At 73.4% G+C, this 23,418-nt stretch carries 15 protein-coding genes; 6 read left to right on the top strand and 9 right to left on the bottom strand.

All coding sequences use genetic code 11. The annotated features are described in order from the left end of the window. Positions 1–300: 300 nt before the first annotated feature. Positions 301–4,575 (top strand): LamG-like jellyroll fold domain-containing protein, encoded by a 4,275-nt coding sequence (locus AB0N76_RS09850; protein WP_363555070.1) that lies wholly within the window; start codon positions 301–303, stop codon positions 4,573–4,575. 112 nt (positions 4,576–4,687) lie between these two features. Here the strand turns inward: AB0N76_RS09850 and AB0N76_RS09845 are convergent, their stop codons facing one another. The 3 genes from AB0N76_RS09845 to AB0N76_RS09835 all read right to left on the bottom strand — a co-directional run bounded on the left by AB0N76_RS09845 (position 4,688) and on the right by AB0N76_RS09835 (position 9,615). Further along, positions 4,688–7,162, bottom strand: a complete 2,475-nt coding sequence (locus AB0N76_RS09845) for a SpoIIE family protein phosphatase (protein ID WP_363555068.1) — start codon at positions 7,160–7,162, stop codon at positions 4,688–4,690. A gap of 147 nt (positions 7,163–7,309) precedes the next feature. Next, entirely contained in the window at positions 7,310–7,930 is a 621-nt protein-coding gene (locus AB0N76_RS09840) for a TetR/AcrR family transcriptional regulator (RefSeq protein ID WP_363555066.1), read from the bottom strand. An 89-nt stretch (positions 7,931–8,019) separates the two neighbouring features. Beyond that, positions 8,020–9,615 carry a 4-coumarate--CoA ligase family protein gene (locus AB0N76_RS09835; RefSeq protein ID WP_363555064.1) on the bottom strand — a complete coding sequence of 532 codons (1,596 nt, stop codon included), beginning with the start codon at positions 9,613–9,615 and terminating at the stop codon, positions 8,020–8,022. 423 nt (positions 9,616–10,038) lie between these two features. On the opposite strand from AB0N76_RS09835, the gene AB0N76_RS09830 reads away from it, so the two are divergent. Beyond that, a complete protein-coding gene (locus AB0N76_RS09830) occupies positions 10,039–10,752 on the top strand; it encodes a hypothetical protein (protein ID WP_363555062.1) in 714 nt (237 codons plus the stop codon). Beyond that, positions 10,739–11,434 carry a class F sortase gene (locus AB0N76_RS09825; protein ID WP_363555060.1) on the top strand — a complete coding sequence of 232 codons (696 nt, stop codon included), beginning with the start codon at positions 10,739–10,741 and terminating at the stop codon, positions 11,432–11,434. Before AB0N76_RS09830 ends, AB0N76_RS09825 begins: the two co-directional genes overlap by 14 nt. Positions 11,435–11,462: 28 nt before the next feature. Here the strand turns inward: AB0N76_RS09825 and AB0N76_RS09820 are convergent, their stop codons facing one another. From AB0N76_RS09820 to AB0N76_RS09805, 4 genes are read right to left on the bottom strand one after another with little or no spacing between them, the layout of a single operon-like run. Then, complete coding sequence (locus AB0N76_RS09820; protein ID WP_363555058.1) at positions 11,463–12,650, bottom strand: acyl-CoA dehydrogenase; 1,188 nt, start codon at positions 12,648–12,650, stop codon at positions 11,463–11,465. Positions 12,651–12,708: 58 nt separating this feature from the next. Next, positions 12,709–14,661, bottom strand: coding sequence for a biotin carboxylase N-terminal domain-containing protein (locus AB0N76_RS09815; protein ID WP_363555056.1), 1,953 nt, complete (start codon positions 14,659–14,661; stop codon positions 12,709–12,711). A 24-nt stretch (positions 14,662–14,685) separates the two neighbouring features. Next, entirely contained in the window at positions 14,686–16,284 is a 1,599-nt protein-coding gene (locus AB0N76_RS09810; protein WP_363555054.1) for a carboxyl transferase domain-containing protein, read from the bottom strand. Then, positions 16,281–17,975 (bottom strand): acyclic terpene utilization AtuA family protein, encoded by a 1,695-nt coding sequence (locus AB0N76_RS09805; RefSeq protein ID WP_363555138.1) that lies wholly within the window; start codon positions 17,973–17,975, stop codon positions 16,281–16,283. Before AB0N76_RS09805 ends, AB0N76_RS09810 begins: the two co-directional genes overlap by 4 nt. A 287-nt stretch (positions 17,976–18,262) precedes the next feature. Between AB0N76_RS09805 and AB0N76_RS09800 the strand changes: the two genes are divergently transcribed. Further along, positions 18,263–19,078, top strand: a complete 816-nt coding sequence (locus AB0N76_RS09800) for a hypothetical protein (RefSeq protein WP_363555052.1) — start codon at positions 18,263–18,265, stop codon at positions 19,076–19,078. Positions 19,079–19,287: 209 nt separating this feature from the next. After that, positions 19,288–20,514 (top strand): hypothetical protein, encoded by a 1,227-nt coding sequence (locus AB0N76_RS09795; RefSeq protein WP_363555050.1) that lies wholly within the window; start codon positions 19,288–19,290, stop codon positions 20,512–20,514. Positions 20,515–20,637: 123 nt separating this feature from the next. Here the strand turns inward: AB0N76_RS09795 and AB0N76_RS09790 are convergent, their stop codons facing one another. Next, positions 20,638–21,378: an SDR family NAD(P)-dependent oxidoreductase gene (locus AB0N76_RS09790; RefSeq protein ID WP_363555048.1), complete on the bottom strand. Its 741-nt coding sequence runs from the start codon at positions 21,376–21,378 to the stop codon at positions 20,638–20,640. Positions 21,379–21,473: 95 nt separating this feature from the next. Between AB0N76_RS09790 and AB0N76_RS09785 the strand changes: the two genes are divergently transcribed. Further along, positions 21,474–22,328, top strand: a complete 855-nt coding sequence (locus tag AB0N76_RS09785) for a LysR family transcriptional regulator (RefSeq protein ID WP_363555046.1) — start codon at positions 21,474–21,476, stop codon at positions 22,326–22,328. Between the two features lie 61 nt (positions 22,329–22,389). On the opposite strand, the gene AB0N76_RS09780 is transcribed toward AB0N76_RS09785, so the two are convergent. Further along, on the bottom strand, positions 22,390–23,325 hold the full coding sequence (locus tag AB0N76_RS09780) for a CAP domain-containing protein (RefSeq protein WP_363555044.1): 936 nt from the start codon (positions 23,323–23,325) through the stop codon (positions 22,390–22,392). Positions 23,326–23,418 lie beyond the last annotated feature (93 nt).

The raw sequence follows: 23,418 nt of genomic DNA, 5'->3' as shown, positions 1-23,418 counted from the left end.
GCGCATGAGCAATCCCCCAGGAGAAACACAAGAGAGCCGGTGATCTGACAGATCACCAGCTGACGGCCGGTTGGGCCGAACCGGAACCGTATTGCCATGATCCGATCAGAGCAATAGCCTTCCCCGGCGGTCACTCTGACCCCACTGGTCACACGGGCCCCATAAAGCCCGCATAAGTGACGCCAGGGCGAGTAAAGGGCCGCAAATCCGACACGTGGCGGGGGGCCACGCGGGGCCGTGCTGTGAGGAGAAACACAACGGTGCCCGGGTTCGTCGCCGCCGTCCCTGAAAGGGCGATCCATGGGGGAGTTCCTCCGCGTCCGGAGAAATCCGGCGCGCACACTGACACGCCGTCTGGCGCTGTCGGCGGCGGTCACCGGCCTGCTGCTCGGCGGCGCCGGACCGGCGCTCGCGTCCGACCCGGACACCACCGGACCCGCGGGCCCGGCGCGCGCGGCGGACTCGCCGCTGACGGTGGCTCAGGCCGAGGCCAAGCGCACCGGCCGGCCGGTCGTCGTCGACGGCCTCACCACCGAGACCGCGCGGACCGTCGCCAACGCCGACGGCAGCTTCGCCGTGACCACCCACCTCCAGCCGGCCCGGGTCCGCAAGGACGGCCGCTGGACGGACGTCGACGCCTCCCTCACCCGCAACGGCGACGGCACCCTCTCCCCCGCGGCCACCCCCTCCGGGCTGGCCCTCTCCGGCGGGGGCGGCGGACCGCTGGCCACCCTCACCGACCCGGCCGGACGCAAGCTCTCCTACACCCTGCCCTTCCCGCTGCCCGCGCCCGTGGTGAGCGGGAACAGCGCCCGGTACGACAGCGTCCTGCCGGGCGTCGACCTCAAGGTCACCAGCACCGACCAGGGCGGCTTCCACGAGGTCCTGATCGTCCACGACGCCAAGGCGGCCGCCAACCCGGCGCTCGCCTCGCTCAAGCTGGCCACCAGCGTCAGCGGCGGCCTCACGCTGTCCACCGACCGGGACGGCCGGGTGGCGGTCACCGACCCCGACGGCGCCGCGGTGTTCCGTTCACCGGCCCCGCTGATGTGGGACTCGGCGAAGACCGCCACCCCCGCCACCCCCGCCAAGTCGCCGGCCGCCAAGTCGTTCGCCGCGCCGTCGGCCGACGCGCCCGCCGCCGACCCCGCGCCCGCCACCGCCTCCACCCCCGAGCAGCCGGGCAGCTCCGCTCAGGTCAAGCGGATCGCGGTGACCCAGCAGGCCGACGCCCTCACCCTGGTGCCGGACGCGGGCCTGCTCGGCGGCCGGGACACCGTCTGGCCGCTCTACATCGACCCGTACACCAGCCCGACCACCAGCAAGAAGAGCCACTTCGTCACCGTCAAGGAGGGCTGCGCCGGCACCAGCGAGTACGACGACGCCCAGGACAACGGCGAGGGCGTCGGCTACCAGCGCTGGCAGGACTGCCTCGGCCTCAACCGGGCCTACTTCGAGCTGAACATCGCCAACCTCGACAAGAAGATGGTGATCTCCAAGTCGGTGGTCCACCTGACCTCGACCTACGGGGCCTCGTTCGACTGCGACAACGAGACCAGCGTGAAGCTCGCGACGGTCACCTCGATCAGCGGCTCCACCACCTGGAACAACCAGCCCGACATCACCGGCGACGGCTACATCGGCGGCACCCAGAAGGTCAAGAGCTCCAACGGCGGCCAGGGCTGCGGCAACCACGACGCCAACTTCGACGTGACCGGCCAGATCCGCAAGCTCTCCGGCGTCAAGGACAGCTGGACCTTCGGGCTCTGGGGCAACGAGTCGAAGTCCAGCAGCAACAACGACTTCATCCGCTTCGCCAACAACCCGTACCTGACCACGGTGTTCGACATCGCCCCCGAGGTCCCCGACAGCCTGGGCACCACCCCGGCCACCCGCGCCCCCGCGAGCAACGGCTGCGGCGGCGCGGCGGACGGCTGGATCGGCGAGTCCGGGCTGGCCGGCGACGCCTCCGACATCACCCTCAACGCGCACCTCACCACCGACATGAACGGGGTCAACCTGCGGGCCCGGTACGAGGTGTGGGACACCAAGACGGCGGCCGCCGACGGCGGTTCGACCGACAAGAGCGCCCCGGTCAGCGGCTGGTACAGCGACGGCGGCACCGCCCGGGTCAACATCGGCTTCAAGGTCGCCGACGGCCACCAGTACGGCTGGCACGTCAAGGCCGAGGACGGCACCCTGGCGAGCGGCTGGTCGCCCAACTGCTACTTCAAGATCGACCTCAGCGCGCCGAGCATCCCCTCCTTCACCGACTCGCCGGTCTTCCCGCCGCTCGGCGGCGACAAGGCGCCCACCGGCCACGCCGGTGACACCGGCATCAAGATCGCGGTGACCGCCAACGACCCGACACCCACCGGCTGCACCCGGGGCGCCTGCGTCAGCAGCGGCGTCGACCGCTTCGAGTACTCGCTGGACGCCAACATCCCGGCCAACGGCGCCGCTTCGGTGAACGCCGTGGCCACCACCGGCGGCAGCGCCGGCGCCGAGGTGCCGATCGTGCTGAGCGCCGCCCAGTGGGGCGCCCACACGCTGTTCGTCCGGGCCGTCGACAACGCCGGCAACACCCAGGGCACCGTCGGCCAGTACAGCTTCTTCGCGCCCTGGAACCCGGCCACCAAGGTGGTCGCGGGCGACGTCGACGGCGACGCCGTGCCCGACCTGCTCGCCCCGAGCACCGACGGCGACCTGCTGCTGGTGCGCGGCAACACCGACCCGGCCGGCCCGCCCGTCACCGCCTCCACCGCGGCCCAGAGCCCGGACGGCAAGGGCTGGAACACCTACCTGGTCGCCCACCGGGGCACCGCCACCGGCACCAACGTGGACGACCTGTTCGCCTACAGCAAGTCGACCCACGAGCTGTACCTCTACCAGAACGACGCGGTGACGCCCGGCAACGCCGCGGGGCGCTTCACGCTCACCCAGAACGTGGTGCCGATCCGCAACTCCGCCTCCTGCCCGGCCAAGGGCTCGGACGGCACCTGGAACAACGTCACCCAGCTGCTCGCCCCCGGCAAGCTCGCCCAGTTCGCCGACGTCCCCGACCTGGTCACCGTCGACAAGGGCGAGCTCTGGTACTACCCCGGGACGTACCAGGCCGGCTGCAACCTCGGGACCGGGGTGAGGATCGGCACCGGTGACTGGACGAAGACCACGCTGATCGCCCCCGGCACCGTGGCCGGCGCGCCGACCCTGTGGGCCCGGGACAACGCCACCGGCGCGGTCAGCAGCTTCCCGCTGACCTTCGCCGCCGGCGTCCCCACCACCCGGATCGCCGCCCCGACGCACGCCCCGCTGGTCTCCGGCGTGCTCGGCCTCGACAACAAGAACCTCTGCCTGGACATCGCCGGCGGCAAGACCGTCAACGGCACCGCCGCCTGGATGTACGGCTGCAACGGGACCGACGCGCAGCAGTTCACGCTCGGCGCCGACGGCAGCGTCCACGCCCTCGGCAAGTGCCTGGACGTGACCAAGGGCGGCACCGCCAACGGCACCCTGGTGCAGCTCTACCAGTGCAACGGCACCGGCGCGCAGCAGTGGGCCCCCGGTCCGTTCCCGGGCACCCTGAAGAACACCCAGTCCGGGCGCTGCCTGGCCGACCCGGCGAGCAACCGCAACCCGCGCACCCAGGTGATGATCTGGGACTGCATGGACATCGCCGACCAGAAGTGGGCCGCCACCAGCGGCAACGTGCTGCCCGCCGCGCAGAAGGTGCTGCCGCTCGGCATCGGCGACCGGGACCACCCGACCGTCGCCTCCCCCGGCGACGTGCAGGGCACCGGGTTCCCGGCGATCTACGCCGGTTCCCGCTCCGGCCGGCTGATCGAGTACCCCGGCGCGGCCGCGGCCGGCGGCCTGGCCCAGTTCGGCGCTCCGGTGAACATCGGCAACGTCCGCCAGCCGTCCGCCTGGTGGAAGCTGGACAGCACCGCCGACACCATCCGCCCGTCCGGTGAGCTGACCCTCAAGGGCGGCGCGACCGTCGGGGCCGACCCGACGCGCGGCGGCGCGCTCACCCTCAACGGCAGCACCGGCTACGCCGAGACCGCCGGACCGGCCGTCGACACCAGCCGCAGCTACACGGTGTCGGCCTGGGTGAACCTCAGCAACCTGACCGACAACTCCTCCTTCGTCTCGCAGTCCGGCACGCACGCCAACGCCCTCCAGCTGTACTACTCCAGCTGGGCGCACGCGTTCGCCTTCGGCCACGCCCACGCGGACGACGCCGGCGGCGCCTTCAGCAGCGCCTACGGGCCGGGCAGCGGCGCGCTGAGCCCGAAGACCAACACCTGGTACCACCTGGTGGGCGTCTACGACGCGGACGCCGCGGACCTGAAGCTGTACGTGAACGGCGAGTCGGCCGGCTCGGCCGAGTACGCCGGGACGGTCTGGAACGCGACCGGGCCGCTGGAGCTCGGCCGCCGACTCTGGAAGGACGGCTACGGGGAGAACACGGCCGGGAAGATCTCCGACGTGCAGCTCTTCCCCGAGGCGCTGACGCCCATCGGGGTGGCCTCGCTCGACGGGAAGCGGCCGGTGCCGACCCAGCTGAGCTGAGTCCGCGCCTTGCTTCCGACGACCGGCCCGTCCGCCCCTTCCGGGGTGGGCGGGCCGGTCCGCGTCCGGGGCGGGAGGGGCTCAGGTGGTCGCGGCCGGCGTCCGGGCGCGCTCAGGTGGTGCCGAAGGGGAGCTCCAGTTCGGCCCAGACCACCTTGCCGTCCCTGGTCAGCCGGCTGCCCCAGCGCTGGGCGAGCTCGCTGACCAGAAACATGCCCCGGCCGCCCTCGTCCTGCTCGGCGAAGGGCCGCAGCTGGGGCGTCTGGCCGCCCGCGTCGGAGACCTCGACGGTGAGCACCCGGTCGCGGAAGAGCCGCAGCCGGCGCGGGGCGTCGGCGTGCAGCAGGGCGTTCGTGACCAGCTCGCTGACCAGCAGCTCGGCGTAGTCGGCGAGGGCGGACAGGCCCCAGCCGGCGAGGGTGGCGCGGGTGAAGCGGCGCGCCTTGCCGGGCAGCCGGCCGCCGCTGGTGAGCGGGAGGGTGGCGACCCGGTCGGCGGGCAGCGGCAGCACCCGGGCCATGATCATCGCGATGTCGTCGTCGCTGCCGCCGCTGACCAGGGCGCCGAGCGCGGCGTCGCAGTTCTCCTCCAGGGTCCGGCCGGGGCCGGAGAGGGTGCGGGCGAGCAGGTCGATGCCGTCGTCGAGGTCCTGGCCGCGCCGTTCGACCAGGCCGTCGGTGTAGAGGGCGACCAGGGCGCCCTCCGGGAGGGTGAACCGGACCGATTCGAAGGCGACGCCGCCGACGCCGAGCGGCACCCCCGGCGGGACCTCCACCCGGCGGGCGGTGCCGTCCGGGGCGACCCAGACCGGCGGCAGATGGCCGGCCGAGGCGACCTGCACGGTGTGCTCCAGCGGGTCGTAGACCGCGCAGATACAGGTGGCGAACTGGCCGTCGCCGATGCCGGAGGCGGTCTCGTCGAGCCGGGTGAGCACCTGCTCGGGCGGCATGTCGAGGGTGGCCAGGGTGCGGGCGACGGTGCGCAGCTGGCCCATGGTGGCGGCGGCCCGGATGCCGTGGCCCATGACGTCGCCGACCACCAGCGCCACCCGGCCGCAGGACAGCGGGACGACGTCGAACCAGTCGCCGCCGACCTCGCTGGTGACGCTGGACGGCAGGTAGCGGTAGGCGATCTCCAGGCCCAGGGTGCGGTGGATCTCCTGGGGCAGCAGGCTGCGCTGGAGGGTGAGGGCGGTCTCGCGTTCGCGGCGGTAGAGCCGGGCGTTGTCGATGGCGAGGGCGGTGCGGGCGACGAGTTCCTCGGCGAGCGCGACGTCGGCGGCGGTGAACGGTTCCGGGTTGCGCATCCGGATGAACTCGGCGCCGCCGAGGATCATGCCGCGGGCGGTGACCGGCAGCATCAGGTAGGAGTGGATGCCGGCCGCGATGCCGGGGGCGACCCGGTCCTCGCTGGCGACCAGGCCGCGCAGCACCTCCTCGTCGACGTGGGCGCGCAGCAGCGGGCGGCCGCTGCGCAGGCACTGGGTGTAGCTGCGCTCGGGGGCGTACTCGGAGACCTCGCCGATCGTGTCGACGGCGTGGACCAGGCCGGACTCGTAGGACTCGCCGACGGCGACGGCGCGCAGCTGGACGGTGCGGTCGTCCGGGATGGGGGCGGGTTCGGCGCCGCGCAGCACGGTTTCCAGCAGGTCGACGGTGGCGAAGTCGGCGAACCGCGGGACGACGGCCTCGATGAGCTCCTCGGCGGTGCGCTGGAGGTCGAGGGTGGTGCCGATCCGGGCGGTGGCCTCGGCGATGGTGGCGAGCCGTTCCTGGGCGCGGGCGGCGCGGGCCTCGGCCTGGAAGCGTTCGGTGACGTCGATGATCGAGGAGCAGACGCCGAAGACCCGGCCGGTGGAGTCCTCCAGCCGGAAGTAGGAGGCGGACCAGGCCCGGTCCCGGCGCGGGTCGCCGGGGACGCGGCCGTGCGAGCGGGCGTCGACCACGGGGCGGCCGGTGGCCAGCACCTGTCTCATGATCTGTTCTATCTCGGCGCTGTTGATGCCGGGCAGCACGCTGCTGATCCGCCGGCCGAGGTGTTCGGCGACCGGGACGCCGTTCATCCGGGCCAGCGACTCGTTGAGGCGGACGTAGCGCAGCTCGGTGTCGTAGACGGCCATGCCGATCGGGGACTGGCCGAAGATGCCGTCGAGGACGGCGAGGTCGGCCTCGATCCGGTGCAGGGCGGCGGTGTCGGAGGCGGTGGCGAGCAGCAGCAGGGTGCCGCCGGGGCCGGCGATCGGGTAGGTGCGGAGCTCCAGCTCGACGCGGTGGCCGTCGCGGTGGCGGAGCGGGAGGACGCCGGACCAGCCCTTGCCGCCGAGGACGCGGTCGAAGAGTTCGAGCACCTCGGGGCGGTCGTCGGCGCCGGTGAGCAGCTGGGCGGCGTGGCTGCCGACGGCTTCCTCGGCGGGGTAGCCGAGCAGGGCCTCGGCGTCCTCGCTCCAGTGCAGGATCCGGCCGTCGTCCTGGAGCAGGGCGGTGGCGAGCGGGACGAGGCGATGGCCGTCCGGGCGTGCGGGGGCGGTGCCCGGTTCGGGTCCGGTGGGGTGGGTCGCGGCCCACTCGTCTGTCTCGTCTCTCCGCATGATCAGGCAGCACCCCGGTTCGGCTCGTGCCCGGCCGGGCGGGGCCTCGCGGTCGTGCCGGCCGGGGTTCTTCTCCAGACTGCACGGACATCGGCCGCCCGGCGACCCCTTGGTGAGAGGTCTCTCGGTCGGTCTGGTGTACGGGCGTCATGGGCGTACCGGCCGCAGCGTACCCTCCAGAACGCTCGCCCACTGCCGGATCACACCGGATCGTCGGGCGCTGTCGTCCGTGAGCAGATTGGCCAGGCCCAGCCCGCGCGCCATGTCCAGGGTGGCCTGGACGGTCTCGCGCACGCCGGGCAGGCTCTCGTCGGCGCCGAGGAACTCGACGGCGGCGCGGTGGGCCTCCCGTCCGACGTGGCCCTCCAGGCCGATGATCCGCTCGCGCAGCGGCTGCTCGGTGGCGGCGGCGACCCACAGGTGGAGGGCGGCGCGGAACAGCGGGCCGGTGTAGAGGCGGACGATCATGTCGACGACGGCCTCGGTGCGGGCCGGGCCGGCGGCCGGCAGCTCGTCCGCGTGGGCGCGGACGGCGGCCAGCCGCTCGGCGGTGACGTGTTCGACGGCCGCGGTGAAGAGGTCCTCGCGGGTCGGGAAGTGGTGCTGGGCGGCGCCCCGGGAGACGCCGGCCCGTTCGGCGACCACGGTGACGGTGGAGCCGTTCCAGCCGAGCTCGGCCAGGCAGTCGACGGCCGCCGCCAGCAGCCGGGCGCGGGTGGCGCGGCTGCGGTCCTGCTGGGGGGTGCGGGCGGCGGGGTGGGTGGTCATCGGCGGCTGGGGTTCCTGTCCGTGCGGGTCGGGCGGCTGGTCGATCCTCGCAGACGGCGGGGTGGGGGCGGTGGGGGCTGTGGTCCGGTTCAGCCCGCGGCGGCGGCCGCCTCGCGTTCGCGCAGCTCGCGGCGGAGGATCTTGCCGGCCGGCGACTTGGGGACGGCCTCCAGGAACTCCACCGCGCGGACCTTCTTGTACGGCGCCACCTGCCCGGCCACGAAGGCCGCCACCTCCTCCTCGGTGAGCGCGCTGCCGGGGGCCCGGACCACGAAGGCCTTGGGGCACTCGGTGCCCTCGGCGTCGCGCACCCCGATCACCGCGGCGTCGGCGATCTGCGGGTGGCTGAGCAGCAGCGCCTCCAGTTCGGCGGGCGCGACCTGGTAGCCCTTGTACTTGATCAGCTCCTTCACCCGGTCGACGATGTGCAGGTAGCCGCGTTCGTCGACGAAGCCGACGTCGCCGGTGTGCAGCCAGCCGTCGGCGTCGATGCTGGCGGCGGTCTCGGAGGGCCGGCCGAAGTACCCCTTCATCACCTGCGGGCCGCGGATCAGCAGCTCACCGGGCTCTCCGGGACCGAGGTCCGGACAGCTGCCGTCGAGCGCGGCGACCCGCAGCTCGGTGTTGGGGACCATCCGGCCGACCGAGCCCGGGGACGGGTCCGGGTCCGCCGGGGACATCACGTGGCAGACCGGGGACAGCTCGGTCATCCCGTAGCCCTGGAGGAGGTGCGACAGGCCGAGCCGGCGGGCGCAGGCCTCGGCGAGCTCGGTGTCCAGCGGGGCGGCGGCGCAGAGCAGGTACTCGACCGAGGAGAGGTCGAAGCGGTCGACGACGGGGTGCCTGGCCAGGGCGAGGACGATCGGCGGGGCCACGATGAGCGACTGGACGCGCTGCTCCTCGACGGTGCGGCAGAACTGTTCCAGTTCGAAGCGGGGCAGCACGACGACGGTGGCGCCGCAGCGCAGCGGCTGGTTGAGCAGCGCGGTGATGCCGTAGATGTGGAAGAACGGCAGGACGGCGAGCACCCGCTCGCCCACCGCGGGCCGGAAGACCGCGTCGGCCTGGGCGAGGTTGGTGGCGATGGAGCCGTGGGTGAGCATGACGCCCTTGGGCAGGCCGGTGGTGCCGCTGGAGTAGGGCAGCACGGCGATGTCCTCGGCCGGGTCGAGGGCGATGTCCGGGGCCGGGCCGGTGGCGGCGAGCAGGTCGTCCAGGGAGAGGTGGCCCTCGGCGCCGTCCAGCACGACCGTGCCGGCGAGCGGCCGGCCCTCGGCGGCGAGCTTCTCGGCGGCGGTGGTGGCGGTGGGCAGGAACGGTGACACGGTGATCAGCCAGCGGGCCCCGCTGTCGGCGAGCTGCGCGGCCAGGTCGTGGGCGGTGGCCAGGGAGGACACGGGGGTGACGGCGGCGCCGGCCCGGGTGGCGCCGAAGAAGGCCATCGGGTAGCCGAGGCTGTTGGGGCTGAACAGGGCCACCACGTCGCCCTGGCGCACGCCCGCCTCGGCCAGTCCGGCGGCGACCCGGCCGACGGCGTGGGCGAGTTGCGCGTGGGTGACCGTCTCGCCGGTGATCCCGTCGATCAGGGCGGGCACGTCGCCGTAGCCCTCGGCCCCGCCGAGGACGGCGTCGTGCAGGGGGAGGTCGACGGTGCCGACGTCCGGGAACTCGCTGTGGAACACCAAGGCGTGCCTCCTGTGCGGTAGTTGACGCGGGGCGGGGCGGCCGGGCGGGAGGTCCTGGGCGACCGGCCGTGCGGCGCGCGGACAGGAGCATACGGACAGTGGGCGGGTGGTGCGCCATAGTGACGGACGTTTGGCGGAGCGCGCGGGGCGCAGGGGTGGCGCGGCCCGGCGAACGCCGAGGTCGGGGCGGGTCGGCGGGTTCCCCGGGTGTGGTGATTCGGTCAGATGCCAGAACGATGATGCGACGATCCGTTCGAGGCCGCCAGGGTGCCGGTGCGGCGCGTGGCCGCACTGGGCCGTCACGGGGAATACCGGGGGTGCGCTGCGCGTGGCGCCGCCGCCGTCGGGGGCGCCGGGCCGGACGGTGTTTCATCACGGCCGCCCGCCTCCCGGGTTCGGCCCCGGACACTGGAGCACCTCACCGTGACCACCTCCCATCCCCTGCCGTCCGCCCGTCGGCTGCTCGCCGCGGCGACCGCCGCCGCCGCGCTCACCCTCGGCGCGGCGCCGGTGGCGCTGGCCGCGCCGGGCGACAACGGCGACATCAAGGTCCACGCCAGCAGCACCCCGGTGGACAGCCAGAACGAAGACTCCAAGGTCTGCCAGTTCTATCTGGACGCGTTCAACTTCGACACCCTCCAGCTGGTGAGCTGGACCATCGAGCAGCAGCCGCCGACCGGCAACGCACTGGTACTGGCGGGCTCGATCACGCTGACCAACGGCACCGGCACCACCTCGACCTACACCCTGCCGGACGGGCACTACAAGCTCGTCTGGACCTTCGTCGGCGAGACCGGCACCGGGAAGCAGAAGGTCTTCGACGTGTTGTGCGCGACCAACTCGCCCTCACCGACCTCCAGCCCCTCGCCGACCTCCTCGCCGTCACCGACCGCTTCACCGTCGCCCACCGCCTCTCCCTCGTCCTCGCCCAGCGGCTCGCCCAGCCCCTCACCCAGGCCCACCCCCGTCCACTCGCCCAAGCCCACCGGCCCGCACGGCGGGGTCGGCGCCGGCGGCGGCGGCACCTCCGGTACCGACACCGCCCAGGTGCTCGGCGGGGCCGGACTGCTCGCCGGTGCCGCCGTCCTCGGCCTGCGCGCGTTGCGCCGTCGCAACGGACGCAATGCCGAGTCCTGACCGTCCGCGCCATGCACGGCGCGGCGGCCCCGGCCCGTTCGCGGCCGGGGCCGCCGCCGTGGTGCTGGCGGCGGGCGGCGTGTGGCTGGTCCGGGACGGTGCCGACGGGAGCGGCGGGCCGCCGATGCCACCGGCGCCGAGCGGGCGGGCCGCGGTCTCCGCCGCGCCCGCCGCCTCCCCGTCGTCGACGCCCACCCCCGCGCCGGTTCCCGCGGCACGACCGATGCGGGCCTCGGCGCCGACCAGGATCCGGATCCCGGCGATCGCGGTCGACGCCCCGGTGGTCGGCGTCGGGCTGACCGCCACCCGGACGCTCGCCTCCCCGCCGGTGGACCAGCGCAACCTGGCCGGCTGGTACCGGGACGGGGCCGCCCCCGGAGCCGCCGGGAACGCGCTCGTCGTCGGCCACGCGGACACCCGCAGCGGTCCGGCGGTGTTCTACCGGCTCGGGCTGCTGCGCCCCGGCGACACCGTCGAGGTGACCCGCAAGGACCGGCGCACGGCGGTGTTCACCGTGGACTCCGTCCGGGTCTTCCCGAAGAAGGACTTCCCGGACGCGCTGGTGTACGGCGGCACCGACCGGGCCGAGCTGCGGGTCATCACCTGCGGCGGGAGGTTCGACCGCCGCACCGGGTACGAGTCCAACACCGTGCTGTTCGCGCACCTGACCTCCGTGCGGTGACGTGGGTTCGGCGAGGGGGTTCGGTGCCTCAGTAGGACTTGGGCAGGCCGAGGGTGTGCTGGGCCACGTAGTTGAGGATCATCTCCCGGCTGACCGGCGCGACCCGGCCGACCCGGGTGGCGGCCAGCAGGGCGCCCAGGCCGTACTCCTGGGTGAGGCCGTTGCCGCCGAGGGTCTGCACCGCCTGGTCGACGGTCCGGGCGGCGGCCTCCCCGGCCGCGTACTTCGCCATGTTGGCGGCCTCGCCGGCGGCCAGGTCCTCCCCCGCGTCGTACAGCAGACCGGCCTTCTGGGTCATCAGCCGGGCCAGCTCGATCTCCACCGCGCACTGGGCGAGCGGATGCGCCAGCCCCTGGTGCGCGCCGATCGGGGTGGACCAGACGGTGCGGGTCTTCGCGTACTCGACCGCCCGGCCGAGCGCCTGGCGGGCCAGCCCGAGGGAGAACGCGGCGGTCATGATCCGCTCCGGGTTGAGGCCCGCGAACAGCTGGAGCAGCCCGGCGTCCGCGTCGCCGACCAGCGCCTCGGCGGGCAGCCGGACGTCGTCCAGGAACACCTGGAACTGCTTCTCCGGCGCGACCAGCTCCATCGGGATCGGCCGGAACTCGAAGCCCGCGATCTCGCGCGGGACGACGAACAGGGCGGGCTTGAGCCGGCCGGTGCGGGCGTCCTCGGTGCGGGCGACGAACAGCACCGCGTCGCAGTGGTCGATCCCCGAGACGAACACCTTGCGGCCGGTCAGCAGCCAGTCCTCGCCGTCGCGGCGGGCGATGGTGGAGATCCGGTGGGAGTTGGAGCCGGCGTCCGGCTCGGTGATGCCGAAGGCCATCTTGCGACTGCCGTCGGCGAGGCCCGGCAGCCACTCGCGCCGCTGCTCCTCGGTGCCGTAGCGGGCGATGACGGTGCCGCAGATCGCCGGGGAGACGATCAGCAGGAGCAGCGGACAGCCGGCGGCGCCGAGTTCCTCCAGGACGATCGCCAGGTCGGTGATCCCGCCGCCGCCACCGCCGTACTCGGCGGGCAGGTTGACCCCGAGGTAGCCGGCCTTGCCGGCCTCCGCCCACAGCTCGTCGGCGGGCTCGCCGGCCCGGGCCTTGGCGAAGTAGTACGGGGTGCCGTAGCGGCCGCCGAGGTCGGTGACGGCGCGGCGCAGGGCCTGGCGTTCGGGGGTCTCGATCAGCGGGCTGCCGGGGGCGGTGGTGCGCGGTGCGGACATCACGGGGTCCTTCCGGGCGGTTCGGCGTTGTGTCGGCGTTGTGTCGGCGTGGTGGAGTTCAGGACGCGGGCTGGACGACGGCGAGCAGGGTGCCGAGCTCGACCTGCTGGCCGGGGGTGGCGCGGAGTTCGGCGAGGACGCCGTCGGCGGGGGCGGTGACGCGGTGCTCCATCTTCATCGCCTCCAGCCAGAGCAGCGGCTGGCCGGCGGTGACGGTGTCGCCGACCGCGGCGGCGGTGCGGACGACGGTGCCGGGCATCGGGGCGAGCAGGGCGCCGGGGTCGGTCTGGGCGGCGGGGTCGGCAAAGCGCTCCAGCGCGGTGAGCGCGGTGCTGCCGGAGGGGGTGTCGACGTGGATCCGGTCGCCGTGGACAGCATCGTGATAGCGGGCCACGTCGTAACTGTGGCGGAGCGTTCCGGTGCGCAGCACGACGCGGTCCGGCGTGGCCTCCAGCAGCACGGTGTCGGGGTGGCCCTCGGCCCGCAGGCCGTCCCGGGTGAGCCGGTAGCGGACCTCCAGTTCCGTTCCGTCGGCGGCGCGGTAGCGCTTGAGCTGCGGCTGGGAGGGCAGGTTGCGCCAGCCCGACGGGAGCGCGGCGGGGCGCGTGGTGGCGTCGGCGAGAGCGGCGGCCAGGGCGGCCCGTTCGCGCTCCGTGGGGTCGGCCGGGGCGGTGAGGGCCGCCGCGTGCTCGGTCAGGAAGCCGGTGTGCACGCGGCCGGCGAGGAACTCCGGGTGGCGCAGCGCCCGGACCAGCAGTTCCCGGTTGGTGGCGGGTCCGTGGATCCGGGCCCGGGTGAGCGCGTCGGCCAGCCGCCGGGCGGCGGCGGCCCGGGTCGGCGCCCAGGCGATCACCTTGGCGAGCATGGCGTCGTAGTGCGCGGTGATCTCGCCGCCGTCCGGTCCGAGCCCGGCGTCCAGGCGCACCCCTCGGCCGGTGAACTCCTCGTGCGGCAGCGGGAGTTCGAGGCGGTGCAGGGTGCCGGTGGCGGGCCGCCAGTCCTGTGCCGGGTCCTCGGCGTAGAGCCGGGCCTCGATCGCGTGGCCGACCGTGACGGGCGCCGCCGCGTCGAGCTTCTCCCCCTCGGCGACGGCGAGTTGGAGGGCGACCAGGTCCAGCCCGGTGACCGCCTCGGTGACCGGGTGCTCGACCTGGAGGCGGGTGTTCATCTCCAGGAACCAGCACCGGCCGTCCGGGCCGAGCAGGAACTCGGCGGTGCCGGCGCCGGTGTAGCCGATCGCCTTCGCCGCCGTGACGGCGGCCTCGTGCAGGGCGGCCCGCACCGCCGGGTCCAGCCCGGGCGCGGGCGCCTCCTCCAGCACCTTCTGGTGGCGGCGCTGGAGCGAGCAGTCGCGGTCGCCGACCGCCCAGACCGTACCGTGCCCGTCCGCCAGCAGCTGGACCTCGACGTGCCGGCCGGTGGGCAGGTAGCGCTCGCAGAACACCTCGTCGGAGCCGAAGGCCTTCGCCGCCTCGGCCCGGGCCGCCGCCAACTCCCCCGGCAGGTCGGCGAGTCGGCGGACCACCCGCATGCCGCGCCCGCCGCCGCCGGCGGCCGCCTTGACCAGCAGCGGCAGGTCGGTCTCGGTGGGTTCGGCGAGGGCGTCGAGGACGGGCACGCCGGCCCGGGCCATCAGCCGCTTCGCCGCCGTCTTGGAGCCCATCGCGGCGATCGCCGCCGGGCTCGGGCCGATCCAGGTGAGCCCGGCCGCCAGCACGGCGCGTGCGAACTCGGCGTTCTCGGAGAGGAATCCGTACCCCGGGTGGACGGCGTCGGCGCCGGTGGCGAGCGCGGCCTCGATGATCAGGTCGCCGCGCAGGTAGGTGTCGGCGGGCGCGGCGCCGGGCAGCCGGACGGCGGCGTCGGCCTCGCGCACGTGCGGGGCGTCGGCGTCCGGGTCGGAGTGGACGGCGGTGGTGGCGATGCCGAGGTCACGGCAGGTGCGGAAGATCCGCCGGGCGATCTCCCCCCGGTTGGCGACCAGCAGTTTGGTGATCACGCGGTTGTTCATGGGTCTCCCCTCCCTACTCCGGTCTCACATCCGGAAGACGCCGTAACCTGGTGCGCCCTCGACCGGCGCGTTGTGGATCGCGGAGAGGCAGAGCCCGAGCACCGTGCGGGTGTCGCGCGGGTCGATCACCCCGTCGTCGTAGAGCCGGCCGGACAGGAAGACCGGCAGCGACTCCGCCTCGATCTGCTGCTCCACCATCGCCCGGATCGCGGCGTCCGCGTCCTCGTCGTACGGCTGCCCCTTGGCCGCGGCGGACTGCCGGGCGACGATCGACAGCACCCCTGCGAGCTGCTGCGGTCCCATCACCGCCGACTTGGCGCTCGGCCAGGCGAACAGGAACCGCGGCTCGTAGGCCCGGCCGCACATGCCGTAGTGGCCGGCCCCGTAGGAGGCGCCCATCAGCACCGACAGGTGCGGGACCCGGGAGTTGGCGACCGCGTTGATCATCATCGCGCCGTGCTTGATGATGCCGCCCTGCTCGTAGTCCCGGCCGACCATGTAGCCGGTGGTGTTGTGCAGGAACAGCAGCGGCACCGCGCGCTGGTTGGCCAGTTGGATGAACTGGGCGGCCTTCTGCGACTCCTGGCTGAACAGCACCCCCTGCGCGTTGGCCAGGACGCCGACCGGGTAGCCGTGCAGCCGGGCCCAGCCGGTGGCGAGGCTGGTGCCGTAGCGCGGTTTGAACTCGTCGAAGTCGGAGCCGTCGACGATCCGGGCGATCACCTCGCGCGGGTCGAAGGGCACCTTGAGGTCGCCGGGGACGATGCCGAGCAGCTCGTCCTCGGCGTACCTGGGCGGCGCGGCGGCCGGGTCCGGGCCCGGGCCGGGCTTGCGGTGGTTCAGCCGGGCGACGATCCGGCGGGCCAGCCGCAGCGCGTCCGGCTCGTCCACGGCGAAGTGGTCGGCCAGCCCGGAGACCCTGGCGTGCATCTCGGCGCCGCCCAGCGACTCGTCGTCGGACTCCTCGCCGGTGGCCATCTTCACCAGCGGCGGACCGCCCAGGAACACCTTGGCGCGGTCCTTCACCATCACGGCGTGGTCGGACATGCCGGGCACGTAGGCGCCGCCGGCCGTCGAGTTGCCGAAGACCACCGCGACGGTCGGGATCCCGGCGGCGGAGAGCCGGGTGAGGTCGCGGAACAGGGCGCCGCCGGGGATGAACACCTCCTTCTGGCTGGGCAGGTCGGCGCCGCCGGACTCGACCAGGTTGACCACCGGCAGCCGGTTGGCGAGGGCGATCTCGTTGGCGCGCAGGGCCTTGCGCAGCGTCCAGGGGTTGGAGGCGCCGCCGCGCACGGTCGGGTCGTTGGCGGTGATCACGCACTCGACGCCCTCGACCACGCCGATGCCGGTGACCAGGGCGGCGCCCACCGGGTAGTCGCTGCCCCAGGCGGCGAGCGGGGAGAGCTCCAGGAACGGCGAGTCCTCGTCGACCAGCAGCTCGATCCGCTCGCGGGCGGTCAACTTGCCGCGCCCACGGTGGCGTTCGACGTACTTGGGGCCGCCGCCGGCCAGCGCCTTGGCGTGCTCGGCGTCCAGTTCGGCGAGCTTGGCGAGCATCGCGGCCCGGTTCTCGGTGAACTCGGCGCCGCCCGGGTCGAGGCGGGTGGGCAGGACGGTCACAGCAGAGCCTCCGGGATGTCGAGGTGGCGCGAGCGCAGCCACTCCCCCAGCGCCTTCGCCTGCGGGTCGAAGCGGTGCTGGGCGGCGACGCCCTCGCCGAGCAGGCCGGTGATGGTGAAGTTGACCGCGCGCAGGTTCGGCAGCAGGTGCCGGGTGATCGGCAACTCCGCTGTCTCTGGGAGGAGTTCGCGCAGCAGGTCGATGGTGAGGGTGCGCGCGAGCCAGTGCCAGCCGGGCTCGTCGCGGGCCCAGACGCCGAGGTTGGCGTCGCCGCCCTTGTCCCCGCTGCGGGCGCCGACCACCCGGCCGAGCGGGGCGCGCCGGGTCGGGCCGGGGTCGCCGGGCGGCGCGGGGAGCACGGGCCGCGGCTCCTCCCCGCCGGCTTCCTCCCCCGTCACCGGCGGGATGCCGACCCGGCGCCCGTCCGGCAGCACGGCGGTGTGCTCGACCACCGTCACCGGCAGGTGCACCGCCTCGAACACCCCGTACGGCGCGCCCGGCCCCGGCGGCGCGGTGAGGTGGAAGCCGGGGTACCCGGCGAGCCCCAACTCGACGGCCGCCCGACCGAGTTCACGGCCTACCTTGGCCGGGTCGGGGTCGCGCGCGGTGAGCCGGAGCAGTGCGGAGGCGGTCTCCTCGGTGGCGGCGTCCGGCCGGTCGGTGCGGGCGAGCGTCCAGCGCAGTTCGGCCGGGCGGTCCGGGACCGCCAGCGTATCCTCGAACTGGCGCCGCACCAGGGCGGCCTTAGCCTCGATGTCGAGCCCGGTGAGGACGAAGACCACCTCGTTGCGGTGGCCGCCGAGCCGGTTGAGCCCGACCTTGAGGGTGGCCGGCGGCGCCTCGCCGCGCACCCCGTCGATCCGCACCCGGTCCGGCCCCTCCTCGGTGAGCCGGACGGTGTCCAGGCGGGCCGTCACGTCCGGGCCGAGGTAGCGCGGCCCGCCGGTCTCGTAGAGGAGTTGGGCGGTGACGGTGCCGGTCGTGACGGCGCCGCCGGTGCCCGGGTGCTTGGTGATGACGCTGGAGCCGTCGGCCCGCAGTTCGGCCAGCGGGAAGCCGGGGCGGGTGACGTCGTGCTCCCGGAAGAAGGCGTAGTTGCCGCCGGTGGCCTGCGCCCCGCACTCCAGCACGTGCCCGGCCACCACGGCACCCGCGAGCGCGTCCAAGTCCCCCGCGCCCCAACCGAAGTGGGCGATGGCCGGCCCGACCACCAGCGCCGCGTCGGTGACCCGCCCGGTGACCACCACGTCCGCGCCGGCCGTCAGGCACTCGGCGACACCGAACGCCCCCAGGTAGGCATTGGCCGCCAACAAACCGTCCGGCAGACCTAGTTCCGCCCGCCGCGGCAGCAGGTCGTCCCCCTCGACGTGCCCGACGGCCGCGTCCAGCCCCTGCGCCTTGGCCAACTCCCGCACGGCGTCCGCCAGTCGCCCGGGATTGAGCCCGCCCGCGTTGACCACGATCCGGACCCCGCGCTCCAGCGCCAGCCCGAGGCACTCCTCCAGCTGCCGCAGAAAGGTCCTGGCGTACCCGAGCGAGGGATCCCGCAACCGGTCCCGCGCCAGGATCAGCATCGTCAACTCGGCCAGGTAGTCCCCGGTGAGCACGTCCAGCGGCCCTCCGGTGAGCATCTCCCGCACCGCCGAGAACCGGTCCCCGTAGAACCCCGAGGCATTCCCGACCCGCAGCACCGCCCCGCCGCCCCGCAACCCCGACCCCACGTGCACGCCTACCCCCAACAGGTGGCCCAACGTTCGCCGTCGGTGAGCACCCTGACACCCTCCGCCAAAAAAAGCAATCACGCCTGCTTGTTTTCCTCAGGCGCCCACTACGGCGGTCGGAACCGACGGTCGGCGGACCGTCGCCGAAAATGATCAGCCGTCCGCCACCAAGACCTGGGCGACATGCGGCAGCGGGCCACCAACCGCCCGAGCAAATCCGATGGCGCCGACAGCCTTCCGGCGACAAGACTGCACCGGTGAATACCCTGCCACCGCCGCCTGACCCGCTCCTCCTGCCGGTACGCGACCCGCGCGCCCGCGACCTCGCTCCCGACTATACGGAGATGCACGCCCTGGTCGGCGAACTGGTTCTGCCCGGCGGCGCGTCGATGTACGTCATGAGCGCGCTGGAAACCTCCCGTGAGCTCATCCGGCACTCCTACTACCGGTACGAGTTCGCCACCGTCGCCGTCACGCATTCCCTGTTCGCCCTGGAGCACGTCCTGGCCGATCGTCTGGCCACGAATGAACCGCTCCACGTCCTCATCGAGCGGGCCACCGACACAGGGCTCATCACGGCCGGACTCGCCGTCGAACTCGACCGCTGCCGATTGCTGCGCGACAAGCTCGCACAGGGCGCCGAGTCGAGTGCCGCCCTCCGCCCGATCCGGGCCGTCGCAATGCTGCGCGCCGTCTTCGATGCCGTCTCCGTGGTGCTTCGCCCACCGTCCGCGGCAGAGGCGACAGCCGCCGACGTGGGTGGAGCACAGCCTGAAGGCGGACTCGCCCGGCTGTGGGAGGACCACCTGCACGCATTGTTCCCCGACGGCTTCCGCGGCGTGAACTTCGACGGCGTGGATCTGGTCCTCCTGGACGCCGACGTCGCCAGCCTCGTACAGAGGGAGCTGAAAGGCGGACTCGACGACAGTGGCATCGCCTGCCTCTGGGGCTTCATAGCTGACCTCGACAAGATCATTCCTCTGATCAACGAGGAGTACTGCGCCTCCTATTTTGCGAAGCTTCGGACGATGACCCAGGTCGCAGTAGCGCCCCACGTCCCCACAGCGACCTGACCACCGAGGTCGAAACAATCGGTCTCCCACGGCCTTCTCAGGTCTGGCTCGATTGACCGCTCTGTCCACGTCGTAGCGGGCGGCGGGTCGCTGCTTCTTCGAGCCGAGGGGCCTGCCGGGGCCGGGCCGATCGGTGAACGTCCTCCCCGAGCGGCCGGGCCTGGTGATTGACCTGACCGTGCGCTTGTCGTGAGGCAGGATGCAGAGTCATGATCACCCCTTCGCGCATAGCCCTGCCGGGCCAGGTCTGGGGCTTGGCAGCACACGACTCCGCGGGCCCTCTCTATGTCACCAGCTACGGGTCGGAGATCCTCGAAACGGCTCTCTCCGCGATCGACCAAGCCGGTGCGACGCTGTGGCGGCGGACGTTTCCCGGAACCGGGCACCCCCGATCCCGTATGTCATCGCAAGGCGTGCTCTGGCTGGCGCGCCCCGGGGAGGAAGACCCTGTGCTGGAGCTGGTCGATCCCGAGGGTGCCACTCTCGATGTGCTCGCCCCGGAGTGCCTGGCGGGCGAGGAGATCGGCGCCTTCGTGGTGCTGGACGACGGCTTCTGCATCTCATGGGTTGCCGCTCGTCCTGTGCTCCGCGGTGAGGCTCCGTATCGTGAGCCACGCGTGGCTCGGTACGGCAGCGATGCCGGCTGCCTGTGGTCGACACCGATCACCCTGGGGCCCGTCTCCCACCCGGGCGTGCTGGAGTTGGGGGTCGAGACCGGCTGGGAGACTCGCCCCAAGCGGCCGTGGGTGCCTGAGTCCGTCGACGTCGCCCACTGGGAACCGCTGTTGGTGTCCGGGGATCGAGTGGCCGCCGGCTTCCAGGATCCGCGCGGAGGAATCGGCGTGACCTTCCTCCTGGACCTGGCAACCGGCGCCGTGGTCAGCTCGACGATGCCCCTGCCGGCGGGCCGAAATGCGATCGTCGGACCTGGGGAGTTCCTCATCGGGGCCCAGGGATACGGCGAGTTCAGCACCGCTCGCTACGACCGCGACGGCGTTCAGGCCGCCCGTTGGAGCAGTCACGGTGCCATGGTGGTGGGCCCGTCAGGGGAGATCCGTGGTCCCGAACTGGAGAACCGTCTGCCGTCGCGTTCAAGGTTCCGCGAACTGACCGGCACCGGCGAGCTCGCCGACGGTCCCGCCCTGACGGGCTACCACACCTCCTACCCCGCCATCGACTCTGCGGGAACCGCCGTGTTCTGGCGGGACGGCAGGCTGACGGCCGTCGACTCACGCATGGACGAGGAGGAGTACTTCGCGACCACGGACTCCCAGGACGTCCTGAGCCGCACGCTGCTGCTCGACTCGGGGACCGTCGCCGTCGCACTGCACAGCGAGTTGTGGTTGTTCCGCACCCCGCTCGGCCCGCTCGCAGCCAGCGCCTGGCCCTGCGGTGACGGGAATCTCCCTGGCAACCCGGTCTTCCCACTTCGCTGAGACACCCCTCAGCGCATTCCGAGCGACCGGCAAAGGTTTCTCACAGGCATCGGCATCCGGGTGCGCGCGAGGAGAGGGCGGATCTCACCCCGGGAGCTTCGTGCGTGATGACCGCCCCGCGCGTCACCAGGGCACTTCGCCGGCGTCGTCGAAGAAGTGGCCGGTGGGGCCGTCGGTGGGGAGGGTCGCGAGTTTGATGGCGATGGCGGCGCCCTGTTCGGGGGTGCGGGTGCCTCGGAAGCCGTTGAGGTCGGTCGCGACGTAGCCGGGGCAGGCGGCGTTGATCAGGATGTCGGTGCCGGTCAGCTCGCGGGTGTACTGGAGGGTGACGGCATTCAGGAAGGTCTTCGAGGGCGAGTACCCCGCGGCCACCGGGCCCGCGTTCAGCTCCCGGTCGGGCGCCGACTGCCGGGTCAGGGAGCCCACGGTGCTGGACATGTTCACGATCCGCGCTGCGGTGGAGCGGCGCAGCAGCGGCAGCATCGCGTTGGTGACGCGGATGACGCCGATGACGTTGGTCTCGACGACCGCGCGAATGGTGGCGGGGTCGACGCGGGTGGGCTCCTGGGGCATGGCGCCCACGATGGCGGCGTTGTTGACGAGCACGTCGAGGCGGCCGGACCGTTCCTCGATCAGTTGTGCGGCGGCGGTCGCGCTCGCGTCGTCGGTCACGTCCAGCGGTACGCCGAACGCGTCGACGCCGGCCGCGCGCAGGCGCTCCACCGCGGTCTCGCGACGCCCGGCGTCGCGGGCGCCGACGCCGACGCTCCAGCCGAGGGCGCCCAGGCCGGCGGCGATCTGGTAGCCGATTCCCTTGTTCGCGCCGGTGACCAGGGCGATGGTTCGTTCGTTCAGTTCGCTCATGGGGACCATGCTGCTCTCGCGGCCCGGCGGGGGTCCAAGACCGATCGGGTGGGCGACGATACCTCCCGGGTATCGATCCGGAGTACCGTGGTCGGATGGAGACCAGGGAACTGCGCTACTTCGTCGCCGTCGCCGAGGAGTTGCACTTCGGGCGCGCCGCGGAGCGGCTGGGGATCGCACAGCCGCCGCTGTCGCGGGCGATCCAGCAGCTCGAACGCCGGCTCGGGGCGGCGCTGCTGGAGCGGACCAGCCGAAGCGTCACGCTGACCGAGGCCGGTTCGGTGCTGCTGGCCGAGGGCCGGGCGGCCCTCGACGCGGTCGACGCCGCCGAGCGCCGGACCCGCCGCGCCGCCCATCCCCCGGCCGGCCGTCCCGGACTGGTCCTGGTCACGAAGGCCAGCGCGTCCCGCGACCTGCTGGCGGAGCTGCTGGACGCGTACGCCGCCGAGCCCGGCGCGGTGCCCGTCGACGTCCTCCTGTGCGGCCCGGCCGAGCAGGCGCGACTGCTGCGCGAGGGCCGGGCCGACGTGGCGCTGCTGCACCGGCCGTTCGACTCGACGGCCGGGTTCCACACCGAGGAACTCGGCACGGAGGGCCAGGTCGCGGTCCTGCCGGCCGGTCATCCGCTCGCCGCCCGGCCGCATCTGCACCTGGCCGACATCACCGGACTGCCCGGTCTGCCCCTGCCCCGATGGCCCTGCCCCGACGGCGCCTACCCGCCCGGCCCCGGCCCGCAGGTCCGCGACCACGCGCAGCTGCTGCAGCTCGTCGCCCTCGGCCGCGCCTGCGCGGTCTCCCCCGAGTCCAGCCGGGCCCAACTGCCCGCCGACCTCGCCGCCGTCCCCCTACTGGACGCCCCGGAGGTCACCACCGTCATCGCCTGGCCCCCGCACAGCCGTTCCAAGGCCGTCGCCGACCTCGTCCGGACCGCGACCCGCCTCCGGAGCTGAGAAAGGGCGGCCGCCACCGGACCGGGCCGCTCCGAGGGATGGGAGCGGCCCGGTGGGGGGCTCAGCGGGTGCCGAAGTCGGCGTTCCAGGAGGCCGCGCCGGTGCGGGCCAGGCCGACCTCGTTGTAGTTGTCGATCATGATGCGCAGGTGGTCCGGGGAGTTGATCCAGCCGTCGACGGCCGCGTCGATGTTCGTGGGCCCCCAGAAGGCGACCTCTCCGAAGCCGCGCCAGGTGTAACCGAGGCCGGTCGCGATGCCCGAGGAGTTGCAGAAGTGCCCGGAGACCCGGCGCTGGTCCATCTGGTCGGCGTTGCACTTCGCGGTCTGGGAGAGCGTCGCGTTGAGCCGCACCGGCGGCTTGCCGTACTGGGCGCGCAGGGCGTTCAGGCGGTCCAGGAAGCGCTGCTGGTCGGAGGTGATCGGGCCGGGGCCCGGGCCGGGGCCGGTGCCGCCGCCCGCTCCGACCAGGTCGAACCGCTGGGAGACGGTGCCGTTGCAGCCCTCGACGGTGACCTCCCGGTCGAGGCCGTTGTACGTCAGACAGCCGTTGCCGCTCGCGTTGTGGAGGTAGGTGCCGCCCTCGGCGGCGGCCTCCAGGGTCCACTGCTGGTTGTCGCCCGCCCACCAGTGGATGAACTGGGTGGTCCGGCCGTCCCGGGTGTCCATCTCCAGCACGCGCTCGGTGCCGTTGACGTTGCGGACGAAGTCGACCCGGTCGCCGGGCTTGTTGGACATCCAGAACGAGGTGGAGGCGTCCCGGTAGTTGCGGGCGACGATCCGCGAGCCCTCGCCGTCGGCGGTGGCCAGCGCGTGGTGGTTCTGGCGGTCCTGGATGGTGACCATCTGCTCGACCACGGCCGCGGTCGCGGCGTTCGCCGGCGCCGCGAGCAGCGTGGTGCCGCCCGCCGAGATCACGGCGACGGCGAGCGCCAGGGCGGCCGGCCGGGTGCGGCCGCGGGTGACCGGACGGAGGGTGCGGGTGGACGGGTGGGACACGGGGATCTCCTGCTGTCGGTGGACCGCGTGCGGATGTGCAGGCGTACGCAGGGCAGGACAACAGGGTCGGGTAGACGATCGATCAACGACGTG

The sequence above is a fragment of the Kitasatospora sp. NPDC093806 genome (assembly GCF_040683335.1).
Classification (GTDB): Bacteria; Actinomycetota; Actinomycetes; order Streptomycetales; family Streptomycetaceae; genus Kitasatospora.
Note: the sequence above shows the minus strand (reverse complement) of the source record. Positions and strands in the feature narration are given on the sequence as shown.

Bases quoted from the DNA above. Each gene is read 5' to 3' on its own strand.
- AB0N76_RS09850 (WP_363555070.1), top strand. From the start codon at position 301: ATGGGGGAGTTCCTCCGCGTCCGGAGAAATCCGGCGCGCACACTGACA.
- AB0N76_RS09845 (WP_363555068.1), bottom strand. From the start codon at position 7,162: ATGCGGAGAGACGAGACAGACGAGTGGGCCGCGACCCACCCCACCGGA.
- AB0N76_RS09840 (WP_363555066.1), bottom strand. From the start codon at position 7,930: ATGACCACCCACCCCGCCGCCCGCACCCCCCAGCAGGACCGCAGCCGC.
- AB0N76_RS09825 (WP_363555060.1), top strand. From the start codon at position 10,739: ATGCCGAGTCCTGACCGTCCGCGCCATGCACGGCGCGGCGGCCCCGGC.
- AB0N76_RS09820 (WP_363555058.1), bottom strand. From the start codon at position 12,650: ATGTCCGCACCGCGCACCACCGCCCCCGGCAGCCCGCTGATCGAGACC.
- AB0N76_RS09815 (WP_363555056.1), bottom strand. From the start codon at position 14,661: ATGAACAACCGCGTGATCACCAAACTGCTGGTCGCCAACCGGGGGGAG.
- AB0N76_RS09795 (WP_363555050.1), top strand. From the start codon at position 19,288: ATGATCACCCCTTCGCGCATAGCCCTGCCGGGCCAGGTCTGGGGCTTG.
- AB0N76_RS09790 (WP_363555048.1), bottom strand. From the start codon at position 21,378: ATGAGCGAACTGAACGAACGAACCATCGCCCTGGTCACCGGCGCGAAC.
- AB0N76_RS09785 (WP_363555046.1), top strand. From the start codon at position 21,474: ATGGAGACCAGGGAACTGCGCTACTTCGTCGCCGTCGCCGAGGAGTTG.